Consider the following 14,627-nt stretch of genomic DNA (forward strand, 5'->3'; position numbering starts at 1 on the left):
CCTTCATCCCTGTTAAAAATCCAAACGCCCTCCCCTCCCGCAAGCCATGGAATCGACGCGCTCCCGACGGAGCTGGGCGAATGATTATTCGCCCCTACAGTGGTCATCGCTCCCCTCCCTTGATCCCGGAGCGGGACCGTGGGGGCGATGTACCTGAGGATCAACGCGGCGCGCGCGGCGACACCCGAACTGCGGGAGCCGAACCGGTACTTCCTGGGACTCACGGGGGGAGGGTTCCACGAGGAGATCTTTTCGGTCGCGCGCTGGCGCGCGGAGGAGGGGGAGAGGGACGCGGTGACGCTGGTGTTCGTGAACCTGAGCGTATCCAACGGCAACGCCGGGACCTTCCGCCTGCCCGACAGCATCCGGCTATCGGGTCTTTACCAGGTGAGGAACCTGGTGGCGGACGACGCGGACCGCAGGCTGTGGCCGGCGCCGCGCGACGCGCGGGAGATCTATCAGGAGGGGGTCTTCGTCGTCTTCACCCTTCCCAACGAGGTGCAGTACCTGAAGCTGGTTCCGGTCTGACCGCTGTCAAGCCAGCCTCTCCAGCACGAAGCCGGCGATGGTGTGGGCGATCCGGTCGGAAGAACAGCGGTCGTTGTTGAAGAGGAGATCGTAGAGGGCGGGATCGTGCCCGTCCTGGTTGAGAAAGTCCTTGGTGAAGCGATCGCGCACCTTTTGCTGGCGGTGCATGAGCTTCTCGGCCTCCTCCTCTTCGATGCCGAGGCGGCGGGCGAGGGTCGAGATCTTGAATCGCTCGGAGCCGTAGATCCTGAAGTGGTAGGAGTGCTCCAGGTGCCTCGCCACGATGGCCCCGCCGAGATCGAGGATCAGGACGTTCCCCTGCTCCGCGAGCGCCACCACGTGCTGGGAAAGCGGCAGGAAATAGTCGTAATTGCTCTTCCAGCGGGAGGAGAAGGTGGCGAGGATCTCGGAGAGAAGCCGGTTGTTTTCCCCCAGCGTCTTCAGGATCTCCCGGGAAAGGTTGTGGCGCTTGGCCACCTCCTCGATGATCGCCCTGTCCACCAGGACCCATTCCTCCCCGGTCTTTCGCATCAGGATGTCGCGCAGCAGTTCCGCGGTGGGGTAGCCGGTGCAGCCGTACTCCCTCGATATGGTGATGCAGGGGCGGGCTTTCGGCTTGGCGTGCCGGGAGGCCGCCTTCTCCTTCTGTCTGCGGTTGTACTCCTCGAGGCTCCCGATCCTCAGGTCCACCGAGGGTATGAACAGGTTGTCAGGCATGATCCCCCCTTCGCGCGGCACTAGCCGCTCATCTCCTTCAATTCCCGTATCAGGTCCACCTGGCGCTGAAAGATGAACCGCGAGAGTACCCCCTCGATCTGGGGATCGGAGCCGATCGAAAAGCGGCACAACTCGCCGCCGTCCGCTTCGGCCAGTTCCACCACCGTCGCCGGCAGTTCCAGCGGGGTCACCGTGTTGTGCAGCAGGTTGGGTATCATGACCTTCAGCAGCACCTCGTCCCCCTTTTCCAGCAGGCTCCGCTCTGAGCTCAGCGCCGAGAAGCCGCCCAGTGATACATCGAGCGCCTTCGCCGCGACCTTCCGCCCCGCGATCGTTATCTCGGCGTCAGCAGGGGGCTCCAGTTCGAGCCGCAGCGAGGCGCGCTGCTCCACCATCAGGTCCACGTAGCTGAAGTTGTGCAGCGACGCCATCATGCGCCGCACGTCCGCGTCCTTGACCTCGGCAAGCAGGGTATGGGCGAAGGTGCCGCACTTGATGCAGGTCCGCCCGGAGATCCCCAGGGCCACCGCCTGCTGCGGGTGCACGTCCAGTTCCAGGATCTCCCCGCTGACTTCCACCAGGGTCGCCGGATAGCTGATCGGCAGCCCCTTGTAGTAGTTAAGCAGTTTCACCCCGACGCCCGGACCGCGCTTGACAAGATCCCTGAAGCCGCCGAGGATCTCGGCGCAGTCCGCCTCTGTGGACGCTTTCACCATGGTCCGGTAGAAATTAGGTTCCATGGAAAATCCTTGTCAGAGCAGCCCGTGGCGCTGCAGCACGGCCATCAAATCGGCCCGCGATACGGGTTTGACCAGGTAGTCCGTGCAGTCGCCGTCCCACATCGCCTCCTCCATGTTGGCGGGAGAGTTCAAGGAGGTGGTCATGATGATCACGCTCTTGCGCCCTGCCGTCCCCTCTTCCTTTTCGGCCTTGCGCATCAGCCGCAGCGCTTGCTGCCCGTCCATCTCCGGCATGACGATATCGAGCAGCACCAGGTCGAAAGGAGGCCCCTGTCGCAGCGCGGCGCTGAACAGATCCACCCCTTCCCGCCCGTTGCCCGCCGTCTCGATATCCGCCACCCCCTGCAGGAACATCATGAGCCCCTCACGCAGGAATTCGTTGTCTTCAATGATCAGGCACTTCATATCGCTCCCCCAACGGCCACGCCCGTGGCGCCGCGGCTGATTTCCCGGCCGTCATCCGCACGCCGCCGGTGATCCACTGCCATCCTTATCGGCGTCGTTTCATGAGCCTTGAATGCCGCTTACTGTTTTGTTTCCTGTGACGGCTCGAGCCGCTCCGCGCCTTCCTCCTCGAGCGCCAGTCGCACCGCCGCCTCGAAGCCGGTGAGCGGGATGGGGAGGATCTTCCGGATTTCCTGGTCGTGGCAGATGACCTCGTTGCCCAGCCCCTCTATGAGCGGCATGGAAATGGAGGGCTTCACGGGCGTGATAAGCCAGACCCAGTAGGAGGAGAGTTTCGGGGTGAGAAACGGGACCGGGATGATCTTGATGGACTTCTTTTCCACCGCCGCGAAGTGCTCCATCATCTCCCTGTAGGAGAGGAGTTCCGGTCCGCCGACGTCGTAGGTCTTCCCGGCCGTGCGCGGGTCCTTCAGGCACCCCACCAGGTAGGCGATCACGTCCTGCACCGCGATGAACTGGCACTTGGTCGAGACCCAGCGCGGCGTGATCATGACCGGAAGCCTCTCCACGAGGTAACGGATCATCTCGAAGGAGGCGCCCCCCGCGCCGATGATGACGGCGGCCCTCAGGTAGGTGGTCTGGAAGGCGCCGCGCTGCAGGATCCTGGCAACCTCCAGGCGGCTCGCCAGGTGCTCGGAGAGTTGGTCCCCCTCCTCCCCCAGCCCCCCGAGGTAGATGACCCGCTTCACCCCCTGCATCTCCGCCGCAGCCACGAAGTTCTCCGCCGCCTGCCGGTCGCGCCGCTCAAAGCCGGCGCGCTCCCCGGCCATGGCGTGCACCAGGTAGTAGGCCGTCTCGATCCCCCGCAGGGGAGCGAGCAGCGAGTTGCGCTGCAACAGGTCCCCCTGGGCCACCTCCACCTGCGGCGGGAAGGGGGCGTCGGGCCGGCGCACCAGGCAGCGCACCGGGATCCCTTCCGCTGTCAGCGCGTCGACGAGCCTCCTCCCTATGAAACCGGTGGCTCCGGTTATCAGTACCTTCGCTTTGGCGTTCTCACTCTGGCTCAAGAGCATCTCCGCTGTTACTGTTCTTTGGGGACATCCGAATTGAATCAGTTTAGGTGCTGGACACTCAAAGTCAACACCGCCCGAACCTGCGCGGCAAGCGTCTCATTCAATGGAAGTTTGCCGCTTTAAAACCTGCCCCGCATCCATTATCATTGCTACCTGGCCCCGCATCATCCGGGAGCCAACATCAGTCACGCAAGGAGAAAACGTCATGAAAGTCATGGTTGACCTGTGCATCGTCCCGCTGGGTGTCGGCGTATCCCTTTCCAGCTACATCGCTGCCTGCGAAAAGGTTCTGAACGACGCCGGCCTGAAGATCGCGCTGCATTCCTACGGGACCAACATCGAAGGGGAGTGGGACGACGTATTCGCCGCCATCAAGCGCTGTCATGAGACGGTTCACGCCATGGGCGCCCCGCGCATCACCTCCACCGTTAAGCTCGGCACCCGCACCGACCGGGAGCAGAGCATGGAGGACAAGATCAGGAGCGTGAAGGAGAAGATGTAAGGCTCCCCTGTGCGGAGAGGTTCGAGCCGCTTGCAAAACGTGCATCCCCACATATATTTCAACAGTCCCGGCTGGCCGCGCCGGGAGGGACGTCAATCTTTTCCCATGGGAGGTTCGTCTATGTCGAAGAAACTGGTGATGTGCTTTGATGGGACCTGGAACAAACCGGACGAGAAAAGCGACGGGAGAGACACCAACACCAACGTGGAAAGGCTCTTCGTCTCCATCGCCGGCGTCGATGCCAGGAATTACGCCGGTGGTGGCCTGACCACCGGTACCCTGAAATGGTACGACTCCGGCGTCGGCACCAAGTGGTACGAACACATCCGCGGCGGCGCCTTCGGCTACGGGCTGTCGCTCAACATCCGCGAGGGATACAAATTCCTGATCGACAACTACGATCCTGGCGACGAGATCTACGTCTACGGCTTCAGCCGCGGCGCCTACACGGCCAGGAGCCTGGTGGGGCTGATCAGGAACTCGGGGCTGCTGGACCGGGAACAGATTCTCAAGATCCGGGACGATGATAACTACCCCTGCTGGCCGCGCCCGAACCTCGATCAGTTGAAAAAGATGAAAGCCGATGACGTTCCGCACATCATGGACGCCTACCAGCTTTACCGCAACCGGGACGGCAGCGCCGACACGGATTTCGCGGTGATCTTCAGGGGAAACTATGCCTACCCCGACGTGAAGATCAGGCTGCTCGGGGTCTGGGATACCGTCGGCGCCCTTGGTATCCCGTTCAAACTGTTCGAATCCTTCAACGCCGAACAGTACAAGTTTCACGACCAGGAACTAAGCGCCATCGTCGAGAACGCCTTTCACGCCATCGCCATAGACGAGCACAGGGAGAATTACGATGTGACGATCTGGAATCCCAAGCAGAAGGTGAACCAGGTCATGGAGCAGGTATGGTTTGCGGGTGCGCACGCCGATGTCGGCGGAGGGTACGAGGTGCCGGAGCATCCCCTTGCCGATGCAGCGCTGGCATGGATGCAGAAGAAGAGCCTGCTGAACGGAAGCGGGCTGACCTTCACGACGATGCAGCAGGTGGATGAAGAAAAGATCCAACAGGCGCGCCCGACAGACTCCTTTAACCAGTTCCTCGGCGGCGTGTACCGGATGTTGAAAGACCGGCACTACCGGATGATGGGGGCAACGGAGTACGGCAACGAATATTGCCACGAGATCTGCCGCCAGATGAAGGGGTACGCCCCCAGGAACAAGGGGTATGTCACGATAAAGTTCGAACTGCCTGCGTCACCCTGATGAGCGGCGGAGTCGCCGCAGCGCCGGTCTGAATAGAACGCCCGCCCCCTTGGGGGCGGGCGTTGTTGTTTTCTTTGCCGGTTGCGGCAGGAAACCGGTGATGGTGGAACGCACGCAGAAGGGCGCCGCGTTTACCGCTCCTCGACGGCGAGCATCTCGACCTCGAAGAAGACGTCCTGCCCGGCGGGAAGGGGCTCGCGGTAATCACGGGTCCTGCCGGGGAGGGAAAGGGAGACGTCCCCTCCCGCACCGGGGCCGAAATCGTAGGCGACGCCCGGGGCCCGGCCGGTCGAGAAGGCGAAGTGGGAGCCCAGGGGAAAGGGGAAGAGGTTCGCCTCTGCGCCCGGCACGCGTATCACCCGGTGATCCCCCCGGGCCATCCCCATGAGCCCCTGCTCGAGGGCGGGAGGAACGCGCCCCGTTCCCACCACGAACTCGAAGGTGTTGTGCTCGCCGACCAGGTAGACCCTGCCGTCATCGAGCCTGCACTTGTACCTGATATTGACCCTTTTGCCGGATTCGGTTTCCATGGGGCACCGCCTTTTTTGGGGGTTGGACCAGAAACCACACTATAGTAGCAAAGACATTAATTATTTCAAACACGACACCGGAAACCGCTCAGACCCCGATCCAGGCGGCCCCGAAGACGCCGGCGGAATCACCCAACTCGTTTTTCAGGACCGGCGTGCGCAGGTCGTTGTGAAAGACGTAGTGCCGCACCCGTTCCAGGCCGGCGTGGTAGAGCTCCTCGATGTTGGAAAGACCTCCTCCAAGGACCACGGCGTCGGGATCGAGGACCGAGATGAGGCCGCCCAGGCTGCGGCCGAAGTCGTCGAGGAAGGTGTTGAAGGCCAGGAGGGTACGCGCCTCGCCGCGGCGCGCTCCGGCCACGATCTCCTCCATGGTGAGGCTCACGCCGTTGCGCGCGAGATAGGCCGCCTCCACGCCGGACCCGCTGATCTTGGTCTCGATGCAGCCGCGGTTGCCGCAGTAGCAGGGGGACCCCGCGGGATCGATCGAGACATGCCCCCACTCGCCGCTGATACGGTGCGGCCCCTCGCGCACGATTCCGTCGATGCAGATCCCACCGCCGCAGCCGGTCCCCATGATCACCCCGAACGCCACCTGGTGCCCGACGCCCGCCCCCTTGCGGCACTCGGCCAGGGTGAAGCAGTCCGCGTCGTTGCGCACCCCGACCCTTCTCCCCAGGATTTTTTCCAGGTCGGCCGGGAAGGGACGCCCGATCAGGCAGACGGAGTTGGCGTTGCGCACGAGGCCAGTGACCGCATCCACCGAGCCGGGAATGCCCACACCGACGCTGTACGGCACCCCCTCCGGGAGTCGTGCCGCGAGGTCCCGCACCAGCTGAGCCACCGACTCCAGGACGGCCTGGTACCCCTCCGACAGCGGCGTGGAGCGGCGCTGTCGGGCCAGGACCGCGTCCAGAGGGTCGAGGAGCACCCCCTCCGTCTTGGTCCCCCCGAGGTCGATGCCGATACGATACAGGTCAGCGTCTGTCATGTGCACTCCCTAAAAAAGATAGGCCCCCGGGAACGGGGGCCATGCATTTGTCTTCCGCTGGTTCCCGCTCCTTGCGGGAGAGGGGATTGAGGGTGTCCGTGGCGGCAGGCGAAAGCTGGCCCCTACTCCCCGGACTCCGTCTCTTCCGGTTCCACCTTTTTCTCCTTGAAGAACACCACGAAGGCGCCGCTCCCCCCCATGTCGCTGGGAGCCTGCACGAACTCGGCGACCATCCCCTTGCCGTGCTCCCTGAGCCAGTTGGCCACGGCCACCCTCAGGACCGGCTCACCCGCAGAGTTGTTCCCCTTGCCCGTGATCACCAGCACACCCTTCTGCCCCCGGTTGTAGGCGCCCCTCACGAAACGCTCCAGGTTTTCCACCGCCTCGTCCCGGGTCAGCCCGTGCAGGTCGAGTTGCAGGTCGATCCTGATGCCGCCGCGGCGTACCTGGCGCAGCCGGTTCACCGCCCCCGGACGCGGAGCGGGCTCGTCGTCCTGCACCTGGTCGGAAAACCGGACATCAAGCCGCAGGGCCTCGAGCGCCTTCAGGAAAACCTCCTGGTCTTCCTCGTCACGCCGGGCCTTCGCCGTCTGCTGCGCCTTCACCTGCGCCACAGGCGCGGTCCCGGACAGACGCTTGATCCCCGCGACCGCCTCGAAGAACAACATCTCGTCGGAGAGCTCCTGTGCCGCAGCCGCGGGCTTCTCTTCCTTCTTCTTCGCCGGAGTCGAGGCCGCTGCACCCTGCAGCTGCAAAGAGGCGCCCTTGAGGGCCTTGAAGGGTGAGGCGGCGAATTCTTTCTGCTTGGGCTGCTGTTTCTCTTTGTCCTTCCTTTTCATAGGGCGGGCCCTTTCCTTTGCTTCAGCTCTGCCTGCGGCCCGATCCTGCGCAGTGACAGATGCGCGCTAGCACAACATGCTGTTTTTACTGGTATTTATTTCGAGAGGTGAGGTTTTTAGAAAGAGGAGATAAATTAGCCTGCTCCAATCGGCATGGTATACTACCAAGGTTTTGGGGCCCATGTCAACGAGGAGTGTCAATCAGCGTCAGGCAGCCGGGATATGCCGGCGCTCACGCGGGGGAAGGTGCATGGAAAGCTACGGCAACTACCCGAACAAATCCACCCGCAAAGACGGGATGGAAGACTCCGGCCTGGAGATCGCCTCGCTGCTGGTCAGATCCGGCTACCTGGCTGAGACCCAGCTGGCGTATGCCCAGCGGGTGAAGACCAAGCTGGTGACGCCGAGAACCCTGATCGCGGTGCTGCTCGAGCTGGGATTTTTCAGTCGGGGGCAGCTGCGGGAGACCCTGCGCAACAACATCGTGTCGGTGAAGCTGGGGGCCCTGCTGGTGGAGCTCGGCTACCTCAAACCCGCGGAACTGCAGGCCGCGCTCGGGATCCAGCGCGACGGGGACAACTGCAAGATGCTGGGCGAGATCCTCGTGGAGCAGCGTTTCATCGAGGAGTACACGCTGGCCGAGGTGCTCGCCTTCCAGCTGGGCTACCCCTTCATCGACCTGCAGGCCGCCGACATCGACCGGTCGCTTTTGGCAAAGGTCCCGCAGCACTGGCTCGCCCAGCACAACTTCGTCCCGGTCCGGGAGGAGAACGGACAGATCCTGGTGGCGATCGCGGACCCGTTGAACCTGGAGGGAAGGCGGACGGCGGAGAAGCTCTTCGGCCAAGGGAACACGGTCTTCACCATCTGCACCATGAAGGCGATCCGCGAGGCCTTCACCCTCCTGAAAAGGGGGATGATCCAGGGCGACGGCACCGCGACCGACGAGCACACCGTCACCGGCATCGTCAATTCCATCTTCGAGGAGGCGCTCAAGGAGGGGGCAAGCGACATCCACATCGAGCCGATGCGCAGCGTGCTCAGGGTCCGCTTCCGCCGGGACGGGATGCTGGTGCTCTACAAGGACCTCGCCAAGGAACTGGCGCTGCCGGTCAGCAGCAGGATCAAGGTGATGGCCGAGGCCGACATCGCGGAGAGAAGAAGGCACCAGGACGGCAGGATATGCTACGAGAGCCCGAAGAGCGGCGCCACCCTCGACATGAGGGTCTCCTTCTACATCACCATCCACGGCGAGAAGATCGTGCTGCGCCTGTTGAGCATGAAGGGTGAGCTGCTCGACCTCAAGGAGATCGGCATGCCGGCACGCATGCTGGAGCGCTTCATCGACGACGCCCTGGATACGCCAAGCGGCGTCCTCATCGTCACCGGTCCCACCGGCAGCGGCAAGACCTCGACTCTTTACAGCTGCGTGCAGCACCTGAACGAGCTCACGACCAGTATCGTCACCGCGGAGGAACCGGTCGAATACGTGATCGAGGGGATCGCCCAGTGCTCCATCAACCAGAAGATCGGGGTGACCTTCGAAGAGACGCTGCGCCACATCGTGCGCCAGGACCCCGACATCATCGTGCTCGGCGAGATGAGGGACAACTTCTCGGCCGAGACGGCGATCCAGGCCGCATTGACGGGACACAAGGTCCTCACCACCTTCCACACCGAGGACAGCGTCGGCGGGCTGCTGCGCCTTATGAACATGGACATCGAGGCGTTTTTGATCGCCTCCACCGTGGTCTGCGTCCTGGCCCAGCGCCTGCTGCGCCGGATCTGCCCGGAGTGCGCCGAGCCGTACCTCCCAAACCCCACCGAACTGAGGAGGATCGGCTACAGCAACACAGACCTCAGGGGCGCCGAGTTCAAGACCGGACGGGGGTGCGGGAAATGCCGTTACAGCGGCTACCGTGGCAGGGTCGGCGTATTCGAGATGCTCATTTTGAACGAACTGGTGAAGGACGCCATCCTGAGCAAGAAGACCTCCTACGAGATCAGGAAGATCTCGACCGAAACCACGGGCATGGTCACCCTTTTGGAATCGGGGCTGTGCAAGGCGGCGCGGGGCGAGGTTTCGCTGCACGACACGGTGCGGCTGCTGCCGCGAATCGGCAAACCGCGCCCGATCGCCGAGATCAGGCGCCTTCTGGGGGAATGACATGCAGAGCAAACCCTTCGTGGAGGTCGTCAAGGAACAGTTGGAATCGGAAACCCTGAATCTTCCCGTCTTCCACCCGGTCGCGGTCAAGCTGCAGGGTATCCTCGCCGCCAAGGATTTCACCATCGACCAGGTGGTGGCGCTGATCATCAAGGACCAGGCGCTGACAAGCCAGATCCTCAGGCTCGCCAACTCCGCCTTCTTCAGCGGGCTCGCCAAGGTCACCACCATCACCGACGCGGTGGTCCGGCTGGGGGCACGCGAGATCGCCAGCGTCGCCATGCTCGCCTCCCAGCAAAACAGCTACAACAGCTTCACCCACCCGGAGCTTAAGAGCCACTCGCAGGTTCTTTGGAAGCAGGCCATCGGCTGCGCGATCGGCACCCGCTGGCTGTGCGAGAAAAGCGGCTACAAGCAACTCGCGCAGGAGGGTTTCATCGCCGGGTTGCTGCACGACATCGGGAGCCTGTTGATACTGAAGGTCCTGGAGGGGATTTTCGCCTCGGACGGGGAACGGAAGGGGGTGTCGCGCGAACTCACCTCGGAGATCATCGCGGCCATGCACACGGAGTCGGGGTACCAGCTGATGCAGAAGTGGAACCTGCCGGAACTCTACTGCACCATCGTGCGCGATCATCACACCGAAGTCACCGATACCAGCAACGTGCTTTTGAGCCTGGTACGGCTGGTGGATCACGCCTGCCGGAAGCTGGGGCTTGGGGGGGCGCCGGAGCCGAACCTGATGCTGGCGGCGACGTTCGAGGCGCAAAGCATGGGGATAAAGGAGATCATGCTCGCCGAGTTGGAGATCATGATCGAGGATGCCATGGAGATGGTCACCGCTGCCGCTTGAGGAACTCCACGAACCCCTCGTCGAAGATGCGCTGCACCTCCCACTTCTCGCCGCGTTCCTTGGCCATCCGGATGGCCCGCACCTGGCAGCCGACGAAGGCGACCAGGAGGAGGAAGGCCAGGGCGATCTGCAGGCGCCAGGCGAAGGGGGAGATCTTCGGCTCCGGGGACGGCAGCACCCTCGGAGTCTGCTGGGAAAGCTGAAGCAGTTGCTGCGCCGAGATATATCCGATCAGGCGGTCACGGTCGGCCTCATCGATCATGCGGTACCTCACCGCGGTGCTGAAGCGCACCTGGTCCGGCAGGTCCCGCACCTCCACCACCTCTCCCACGATCTCTATCAGGTGTGCCGAGTTGGGGACGTAGATGCTCAGCTCGATCAACTGCCCGACGATCAGCTTCTCGTTGGTGTTGATGCGCAGCCCGCCGCCGGAGATGTTGGCCGCCGCCGGCGGCCTCTCCTTGCGCTTTTCCAGCCTGGCCCGGATCTCCTCCCTGCTGTCCTCCAGTTCCTCCGGCTCTCCTGGTGCCGGGGCCTGCGCGGCGAACTCCATCTCCCGGCGGCGCGCCAGCCAGCGCAGCCTGACGTCGGCCTCGATCTGGGACAGGGGGAGCCGGTAGTCCAGGGGGAGGTAGACATCCTGGCGGTAGTACTCCCTTGGTTCGAAGGGGTAGACGTCCTCGATCAGCCGCAGTGCCAGGCGGTGCTCGACGCCGTCGACGCGGACCAGCACCGCGCGGCAGGTGAGCCCCTGCTCCTGCTCGGGGAGCCCCACGTTCAGGGTCTGGCCGGTCTCGAGCCTCGTCTCCTCGGGAAGCTGGTCCCGCGAGAGATCGACCAGCAGCAGGTCGTCGTCCAGCGTGGCGACCGAGCCCCACTCGGGAAACCAGCCGCCCCCCTCCAGCGGTATCCCCACGCGGACGCGGGCCCCTTCATGGAAGTATCTCGCGTATTGTTCCAGCTCCTCAGCCATAACACCTCCGTCCCTGCCAAGCACCTCTTCGGCGGTTGGCGCCGAAAACCTTAGTGGGCTTCGGCCCAGTTCTGGCCGAAGTTGAGGTCCACCTTGAGCGGCACAGAGAGGGGGAGCGCCCCTTCCATCTCGCTACGCACCAGCTCTTCCATCAGTTCCCGCTCGTTTTCAGGGACCTCGAACACCAGTTCGTCGTGCACCTGCATGATCAGGCGGCTGGCCACCCGCTCCTCGCGCATGCGGCGGGACACCTTGATCATGGCCGCCTTGATGATGTCGGCGGCCGAGCCCTGGATCGGGTAGTTGGTGGCGTTTCTCTGGGCGAAGGCGCGTATGTTGCCGTTCTTGCTGGCGATCTCCGGGATCTGCAGCCTTCTCCCCAATATGGTGGTGACGAAGCCGCAGGTCTCGGCCTCGGAGATGCAGCTGTCGAGAAAGCTCCGGGCCCCGGCATGGCGCTCGAAGTAGCTGTCGATGAAGGCCTTGGCCTGCTTCGCGGTAACCCCGAGCTCCTTGGCCAGCGAGAAGGCGCCCTGGCCGTAGATGACGCCGAAGTTGATCACCTTGGCCTGGCGCCGCATCTCGGGGGTGACCAGTTCCGGGAACATGCCGAAGACCTCGGCGGCGGTGCGGCGGTGGACATCCTCGCCGGAGGCGAAGGCTTCACTGAGCACCCGGTCCCCGGAGAGGTGCGCCAGTACCCGCAGCTCGATCTGGGAGTAGTCCGCGGAGAGGATCAGGCTCCCGGGCTCGGCCACGAAGGCGCGCCTGATGTCGCGCCCCTCCGCCCCGCGCACCGGGATGTTCTGCAGGTTCGGGTCGGACGAGGAGAGCCTCCCGGTATTGGTGACAGCCTGGTTGTAGGAGGTGTGCACGCGCCCCGTCCTCGGGTCCACCAGCTTCGGGAGCGCGTCGGTATAGGTGGATTTGAGCTTGGAGATGCTCCGGTACTGCAGCAGCAGCCGTGCCACCTCGTGCTGCTCCGCCAGCCGCTCCAGCTCCTCCACGTTGGTGGACCAGCCGGTCTTCCCCTTGGTCTTCTTGCCGACCGCGAGCCCCATCCGCTCGAAGAGGATCTCGCCCAGCTGTTTCGGGGAGTTGATGTTGAAGGGGCCGCCACAGTGGTCGTGGATCTTCGCCTCCAGCTCGATGAGCTGCCGCCCGAAGCCGGTGGAAAGCTCCTTCATGAGCTCCAGGTCCAGCTTCACGCCGCACAGCTCCATGTCCGCCAGAATCTCCAAAAGCGGCATCTCGACGTCGAAAAGGAGCGTCTCCATACCCTGCTCACGCACCTTTGGGAGCAGGATCTCGTGCAGCAGGAAGGTGGCGTCGACATCCTCGCAGGAGTATGGGCCGGCGCGGTCGAGGTCCACCTCGGAGAAGTTCAGCTCGCACTTGCCGGTTCCGGCCACCTCCGCGTAGGAGATCATGCGGTGGTCCAGGTACTCGAGCGCAAGGGCGTCCAGCCCCTGGCTGTTGCGCGACGGGTTGACCAGGTAGGCCGCCAGCATGGTGTCGCACCAGATGCCGGCGAATTTCACGCCGGCCAGCTGCAGCACCTGGTAGTCGTACTTCAGGTTCTGGCCGATCTTCTTGCGGGCGGGGTCGGCGAGGAGCGGTCCCAGCAGTTCCAGCACCAGCTTCTCGGGGAGCTGTTCCGGTGCCCCGAGGTAGCGGTGCCCGACCGGTATGTAGTAGGCCTCGTGGGAGTGGCAGCTGACCGCGTACCCCACGACGGCCGCTTCGAAGGGGTTCAGGCTGGTGGTCTCCAGGTCGATGGCGAAGGCAGGCGCCTTTTCCAGCTTCGCCACCAGTTCGCGCAGCTCGCCCTCCGTCAGCACCAGCGCGTAATGGTCGCAGGAAAGGGTGGGCGAACTGGTCAGGTCCTTCAAGAGCGTGGCGAACCCGTACTCGCGGAACAGCGCGGCCAGCCGGCGGTTGTCGGGAGGGGTGACGGCGAAGTCATCGATGCTGTACTCGATGGGAACGTTGCAGTCGATGGTGGCCAGGGTGCGGCACAGGCGGGCCTGGTCGGCGAACTCGATGAGCCGCTCCCCGGTTTTTCCCTTCACCTCGGAGGCCCGCGCCAGCAGTTCGTCCAGCGTGCCGAACTCCTGCAGCAGCTTTTTCGCGGTGACCTCACCGACGCCCGGGACGCCGGGTATGTTATCGGAGGTGTCCCCCCAAAGCGCCAGCACGTCGACCACCCGCGCAGGCTCCACGCCGAACTTCTCGATGACGTCGGGGATGCCGAAGCTCTTGTCCTTCATGGTGTCCAGAAGCGTCACGTGCTCGGTGACGATCTGCATCAGGTCCTTGTCGCCGGTGACCACCACGCAGTCCAGCCCGGCGGCTTGCGCCTTCTGGGCGATGGTCCCGATGATATCGTCCGCCTCCCAGCCGGGAAGCTCCAGCGCGGGGATGTTGAAGGCGCGCACCATCTGCTTGATCGGCTCGATCTGCTGGGCCAGGTCCTCGGGCATGGCGCTTCGGGTCGCCTTGTAGGCGGGAAAGAGCTCGTTTCTGAAGGTGATCTTGCCGGCGTCGAACACCACGGCCACGTGAGCCGGCGCCCTGTCCTTCATGACCTTCAGGAGCATCTGGGTGAAACCGTAGAGCGCGTTGGTGGGGAAGCCGTTGGGGGAGCTCAGGTGGCGGATGGCGAAATATGCCCGGTAGATGTAGGAAGAGCCGTCCAAAAGGTACAGTGTTTCTCTCTCGGCCGCCACCTAGTTCTCCTCTTTGGTGAAGACCACGAAGGCCATGGCCGGGCGCTTGCTGGCGTCACGCATGGCAAACTGCATGGCGTCGAATTTCCATCCCTTCCGGGTCCATTCGTTCAGCGCCTCCTCGATGGAGTCCTCGGAAACATGGCTTAACTCGACGACCTTGTACTGCAGCATAAATACTCCTCACGACAGGGATTTTCCGGCCCATAATATCCGATAACCCCTTATGCTTCAAGGCGAAATGTTCTGTTGCAAAAAAGATCCAAACTGCTATGATTCTCAAAACTCAAAAAAGGGGGTGCAGCAAG

At 63.4% G+C, this 14,627-nt stretch carries 15 protein-coding genes; 5 read left to right on the forward strand and 10 right to left on the reverse strand.

What is annotated here, in order from left to right; all coding sequences use genetic code 11:
* The first annotated feature begins 138 nt into the window (after positions 1-138).
* Positions 139-528 carry a hypothetical protein gene (locus KP001_RS14555; protein WP_217286327.1) on the forward strand — a complete coding sequence of 130 codons (390 nt, stop codon included), beginning with the start codon at positions 139-141 and terminating at the stop codon, positions 526-528.
* Positions 529-534: 6 nt separating this feature from the next.
* On the opposite strand, the gene KP001_RS14560 is transcribed toward KP001_RS14555, so the two are convergent.
* From KP001_RS14560 to KP001_RS14575, 4 genes are all read right to left on the reverse strand, one after another.
* The gene (locus tag KP001_RS14560) at positions 535-1,245 is read right to left on the reverse strand and encodes a cytidylate kinase-like family protein (protein WP_217286328.1); all 711 of its coding nucleotides are present in this window, start codon (positions 1,243-1,245) and stop codon (positions 535-537) included.
* Between the two features lie 20 nt (positions 1,246-1,265).
* Positions 1,266-1,985 carry a PilZ domain-containing protein gene (locus tag KP001_RS14565; RefSeq protein ID WP_217286329.1) on the reverse strand — a complete coding sequence of 240 codons (720 nt, stop codon included), beginning with the start codon at positions 1,983-1,985 and terminating at the stop codon, positions 1,266-1,268.
* 12 nt (positions 1,986-1,997) lie between these two features.
* Entirely contained in the window at positions 1,998-2,390 is a 393-nt protein-coding gene (locus KP001_RS14570; protein ID WP_217286330.1) for a response regulator, read from the reverse strand.
* 119 nt (positions 2,391-2,509) lie between these two features.
* Positions 2,510-3,457, reverse strand: coding sequence for an NmrA family NAD(P)-binding protein (locus tag KP001_RS14575; protein WP_239027789.1), 948 nt, complete (start codon positions 3,455-3,457; stop codon positions 2,510-2,512).
* Positions 3,458-3,668: 211 nt separating this feature from the next.
* Between KP001_RS14575 and KP001_RS14580 the strand changes: the two genes are divergently transcribed.
* Both KP001_RS14580 and KP001_RS14585 read left to right on the forward strand, forming a co-directional pair.
* The gene (locus KP001_RS14580) at positions 3,669-3,965 is read left to right on the forward strand and encodes an MTH1187 family thiamine-binding protein (protein WP_217286332.1); all 297 of its coding nucleotides are present in this window, start codon (positions 3,669-3,671) and stop codon (positions 3,963-3,965) included.
* 120 nt (positions 3,966-4,085) lie between these two features.
* Positions 4,086-5,237, forward strand: a complete 1,152-nt coding sequence (locus tag KP001_RS14585; RefSeq protein WP_217286333.1) for a T6SS phospholipase effector Tle1-like catalytic domain-containing protein — start codon at positions 4,086-4,088, stop codon at positions 5,235-5,237.
* Between the two features lie 131 nt (positions 5,238-5,368).
* Here KP001_RS14585 and KP001_RS14590 read toward each other — a convergent pair whose 3' ends face one another.
* The 3 genes from KP001_RS14590 to KP001_RS14600 all read right to left on the reverse strand — a co-directional run bounded on the left by KP001_RS14590 (position 5,369) and on the right by KP001_RS14600 (position 7,597).
* Positions 5,369-5,767 (reverse strand): FKBP-type peptidyl-prolyl cis-trans isomerase, encoded by a 399-nt coding sequence (locus KP001_RS14590; RefSeq protein WP_217286334.1) that lies wholly within the window; start codon positions 5,765-5,767, stop codon positions 5,369-5,371.
* 88 nt (positions 5,768-5,855) lie between these two features.
* Positions 5,856-6,758 (reverse strand): ROK family protein, encoded by a 903-nt coding sequence (locus KP001_RS14595; RefSeq protein ID WP_217286335.1) that lies wholly within the window; start codon positions 6,756-6,758, stop codon positions 5,856-5,858.
* A 122-nt stretch (positions 6,759-6,880) separates the two neighbouring features.
* Positions 6,881-7,597: a Smr/MutS family protein gene (locus tag KP001_RS14600; protein WP_217286336.1), complete on the reverse strand. Its 717-nt coding sequence runs from the start codon at positions 7,595-7,597 to the stop codon at positions 6,881-6,883.
* Positions 7,598-7,847: 250 nt separating this feature from the next.
* Here KP001_RS14600 and KP001_RS14605 point away from each other — a divergent pair, with 250 nt between their 5' ends.
* Both KP001_RS14605 and KP001_RS14610 read left to right on the forward strand, forming a co-directional pair.
* On the forward strand, positions 7,848-9,764 hold the full coding sequence (locus tag KP001_RS14605) for a GspE/PulE family protein (protein WP_217286337.1): 1,917 nt from the start codon (positions 7,848-7,850) through the stop codon (positions 9,762-9,764).
* A gap of 1 nt (position 9,765) precedes the next feature.
* Positions 9,766-10,617: an HDOD domain-containing protein gene (locus KP001_RS14610; protein WP_217286338.1), complete on the forward strand. Its 852-nt coding sequence runs from the start codon at positions 9,766-9,768 to the stop codon at positions 10,615-10,617.
* Here KP001_RS14610 and KP001_RS14615 read toward each other — a convergent pair.
* The 3 genes from KP001_RS14615 to KP001_RS14625 are packed head-to-tail and all read right to left on the reverse strand — an operon-like array spanning position 10,601 to position 14,493.
* Positions 10,601-11,590: a PilZ-like domain-containing protein gene (locus tag KP001_RS14615; RefSeq protein ID WP_217286339.1), complete on the reverse strand. Its 990-nt coding sequence runs from the start codon at positions 11,588-11,590 to the stop codon at positions 10,601-10,603. The two genes, KP001_RS14610 and KP001_RS14615, sit on opposite strands and share 17 nt — an antisense overlap.
* Positions 11,591-11,640: 50 nt before the next feature.
* A complete protein-coding gene (gene polA / locus KP001_RS14620; RefSeq protein WP_217286340.1) occupies positions 11,641-14,319 on the reverse strand; it encodes a DNA polymerase I in 2,679 nt (892 codons plus the stop codon).
* A complete protein-coding gene (locus KP001_RS14625) occupies positions 14,320-14,493 on the reverse strand; it encodes a DUF4177 domain-containing protein (RefSeq protein WP_217286341.1) in 174 nt (57 codons plus the stop codon). It abuts the gene before it with no gap.
* Positions 14,494-14,627 lie beyond the last annotated feature (134 nt).

The organism is Geomonas subterranea (assembly GCF_019063845.1).
Taxonomy (GTDB): domain Bacteria; phylum Desulfobacterota; class Desulfuromonadia; order Geobacterales; family Geobacteraceae; genus Geomonas; species Geomonas subterranea.

Bases quoted from the DNA above. Each gene is read 5' to 3' on its own strand.
- KP001_RS14560 (WP_217286328.1), bottom strand. From the start codon at position 1,245: ATGCCTGACAACCTGTTCATACCCTCGGTGGACCTGAGGATCGGGAGC.
- KP001_RS14565 (WP_217286329.1), bottom strand. From the start codon at position 1,985: ATGGAACCTAATTTCTACCGGACCATGGTGAAAGCGTCCACAGAGGCG.
- KP001_RS14600 (WP_217286336.1), bottom strand. From the start codon at position 7,597: ATGAAAAGGAAGGACAAAGAGAAACAGCAGCCCAAGCAGAAAGAATTC.
- KP001_RS14580 (WP_217286332.1), top strand. From the start codon at position 3,669: ATGAAAGTCATGGTTGACCTGTGCATCGTCCCGCTGGGTGTCGGCGTA.
- KP001_RS14605 (WP_217286337.1), top strand. From the start codon at position 7,848: ATGGAAAGCTACGGCAACTACCCGAACAAATCCACCCGCAAAGACGGG.
- KP001_RS14570 (WP_217286330.1), bottom strand. From the start codon at position 2,390: ATGAAGTGCCTGATCATTGAAGACAACGAATTCCTGCGTGAGGGGCTC.
- KP001_RS14615 (WP_217286339.1), bottom strand. From the start codon at position 11,590: ATGGCTGAGGAGCTGGAACAATACGCGAGATACTTCCATGAAGGGGCC.
- KP001_RS14585 (WP_217286333.1), top strand. From the start codon at position 4,086: ATGTCGAAGAAACTGGTGATGTGCTTTGATGGGACCTGGAACAAACCG.
- KP001_RS14595 (WP_217286335.1), bottom strand. From the start codon at position 6,758: ATGACAGACGCTGACCTGTATCGTATCGGCATCGACCTCGGGGGGACC.
- KP001_RS14610 (WP_217286338.1), top strand. From the start codon at position 9,766: ATGCAGAGCAAACCCTTCGTGGAGGTCGTCAAGGAACAGTTGGAATCG.
- KP001_RS14625 (WP_217286341.1), bottom strand. From the start codon at position 14,493: ATGCTGCAGTACAAGGTCGTCGAGTTAAGCCATGTTTCCGAGGACTCC.
- KP001_RS14590 (WP_217286334.1), bottom strand. From the start codon at position 5,767: ATGGAAACCGAATCCGGCAAAAGGGTCAATATCAGGTACAAGTGCAGG.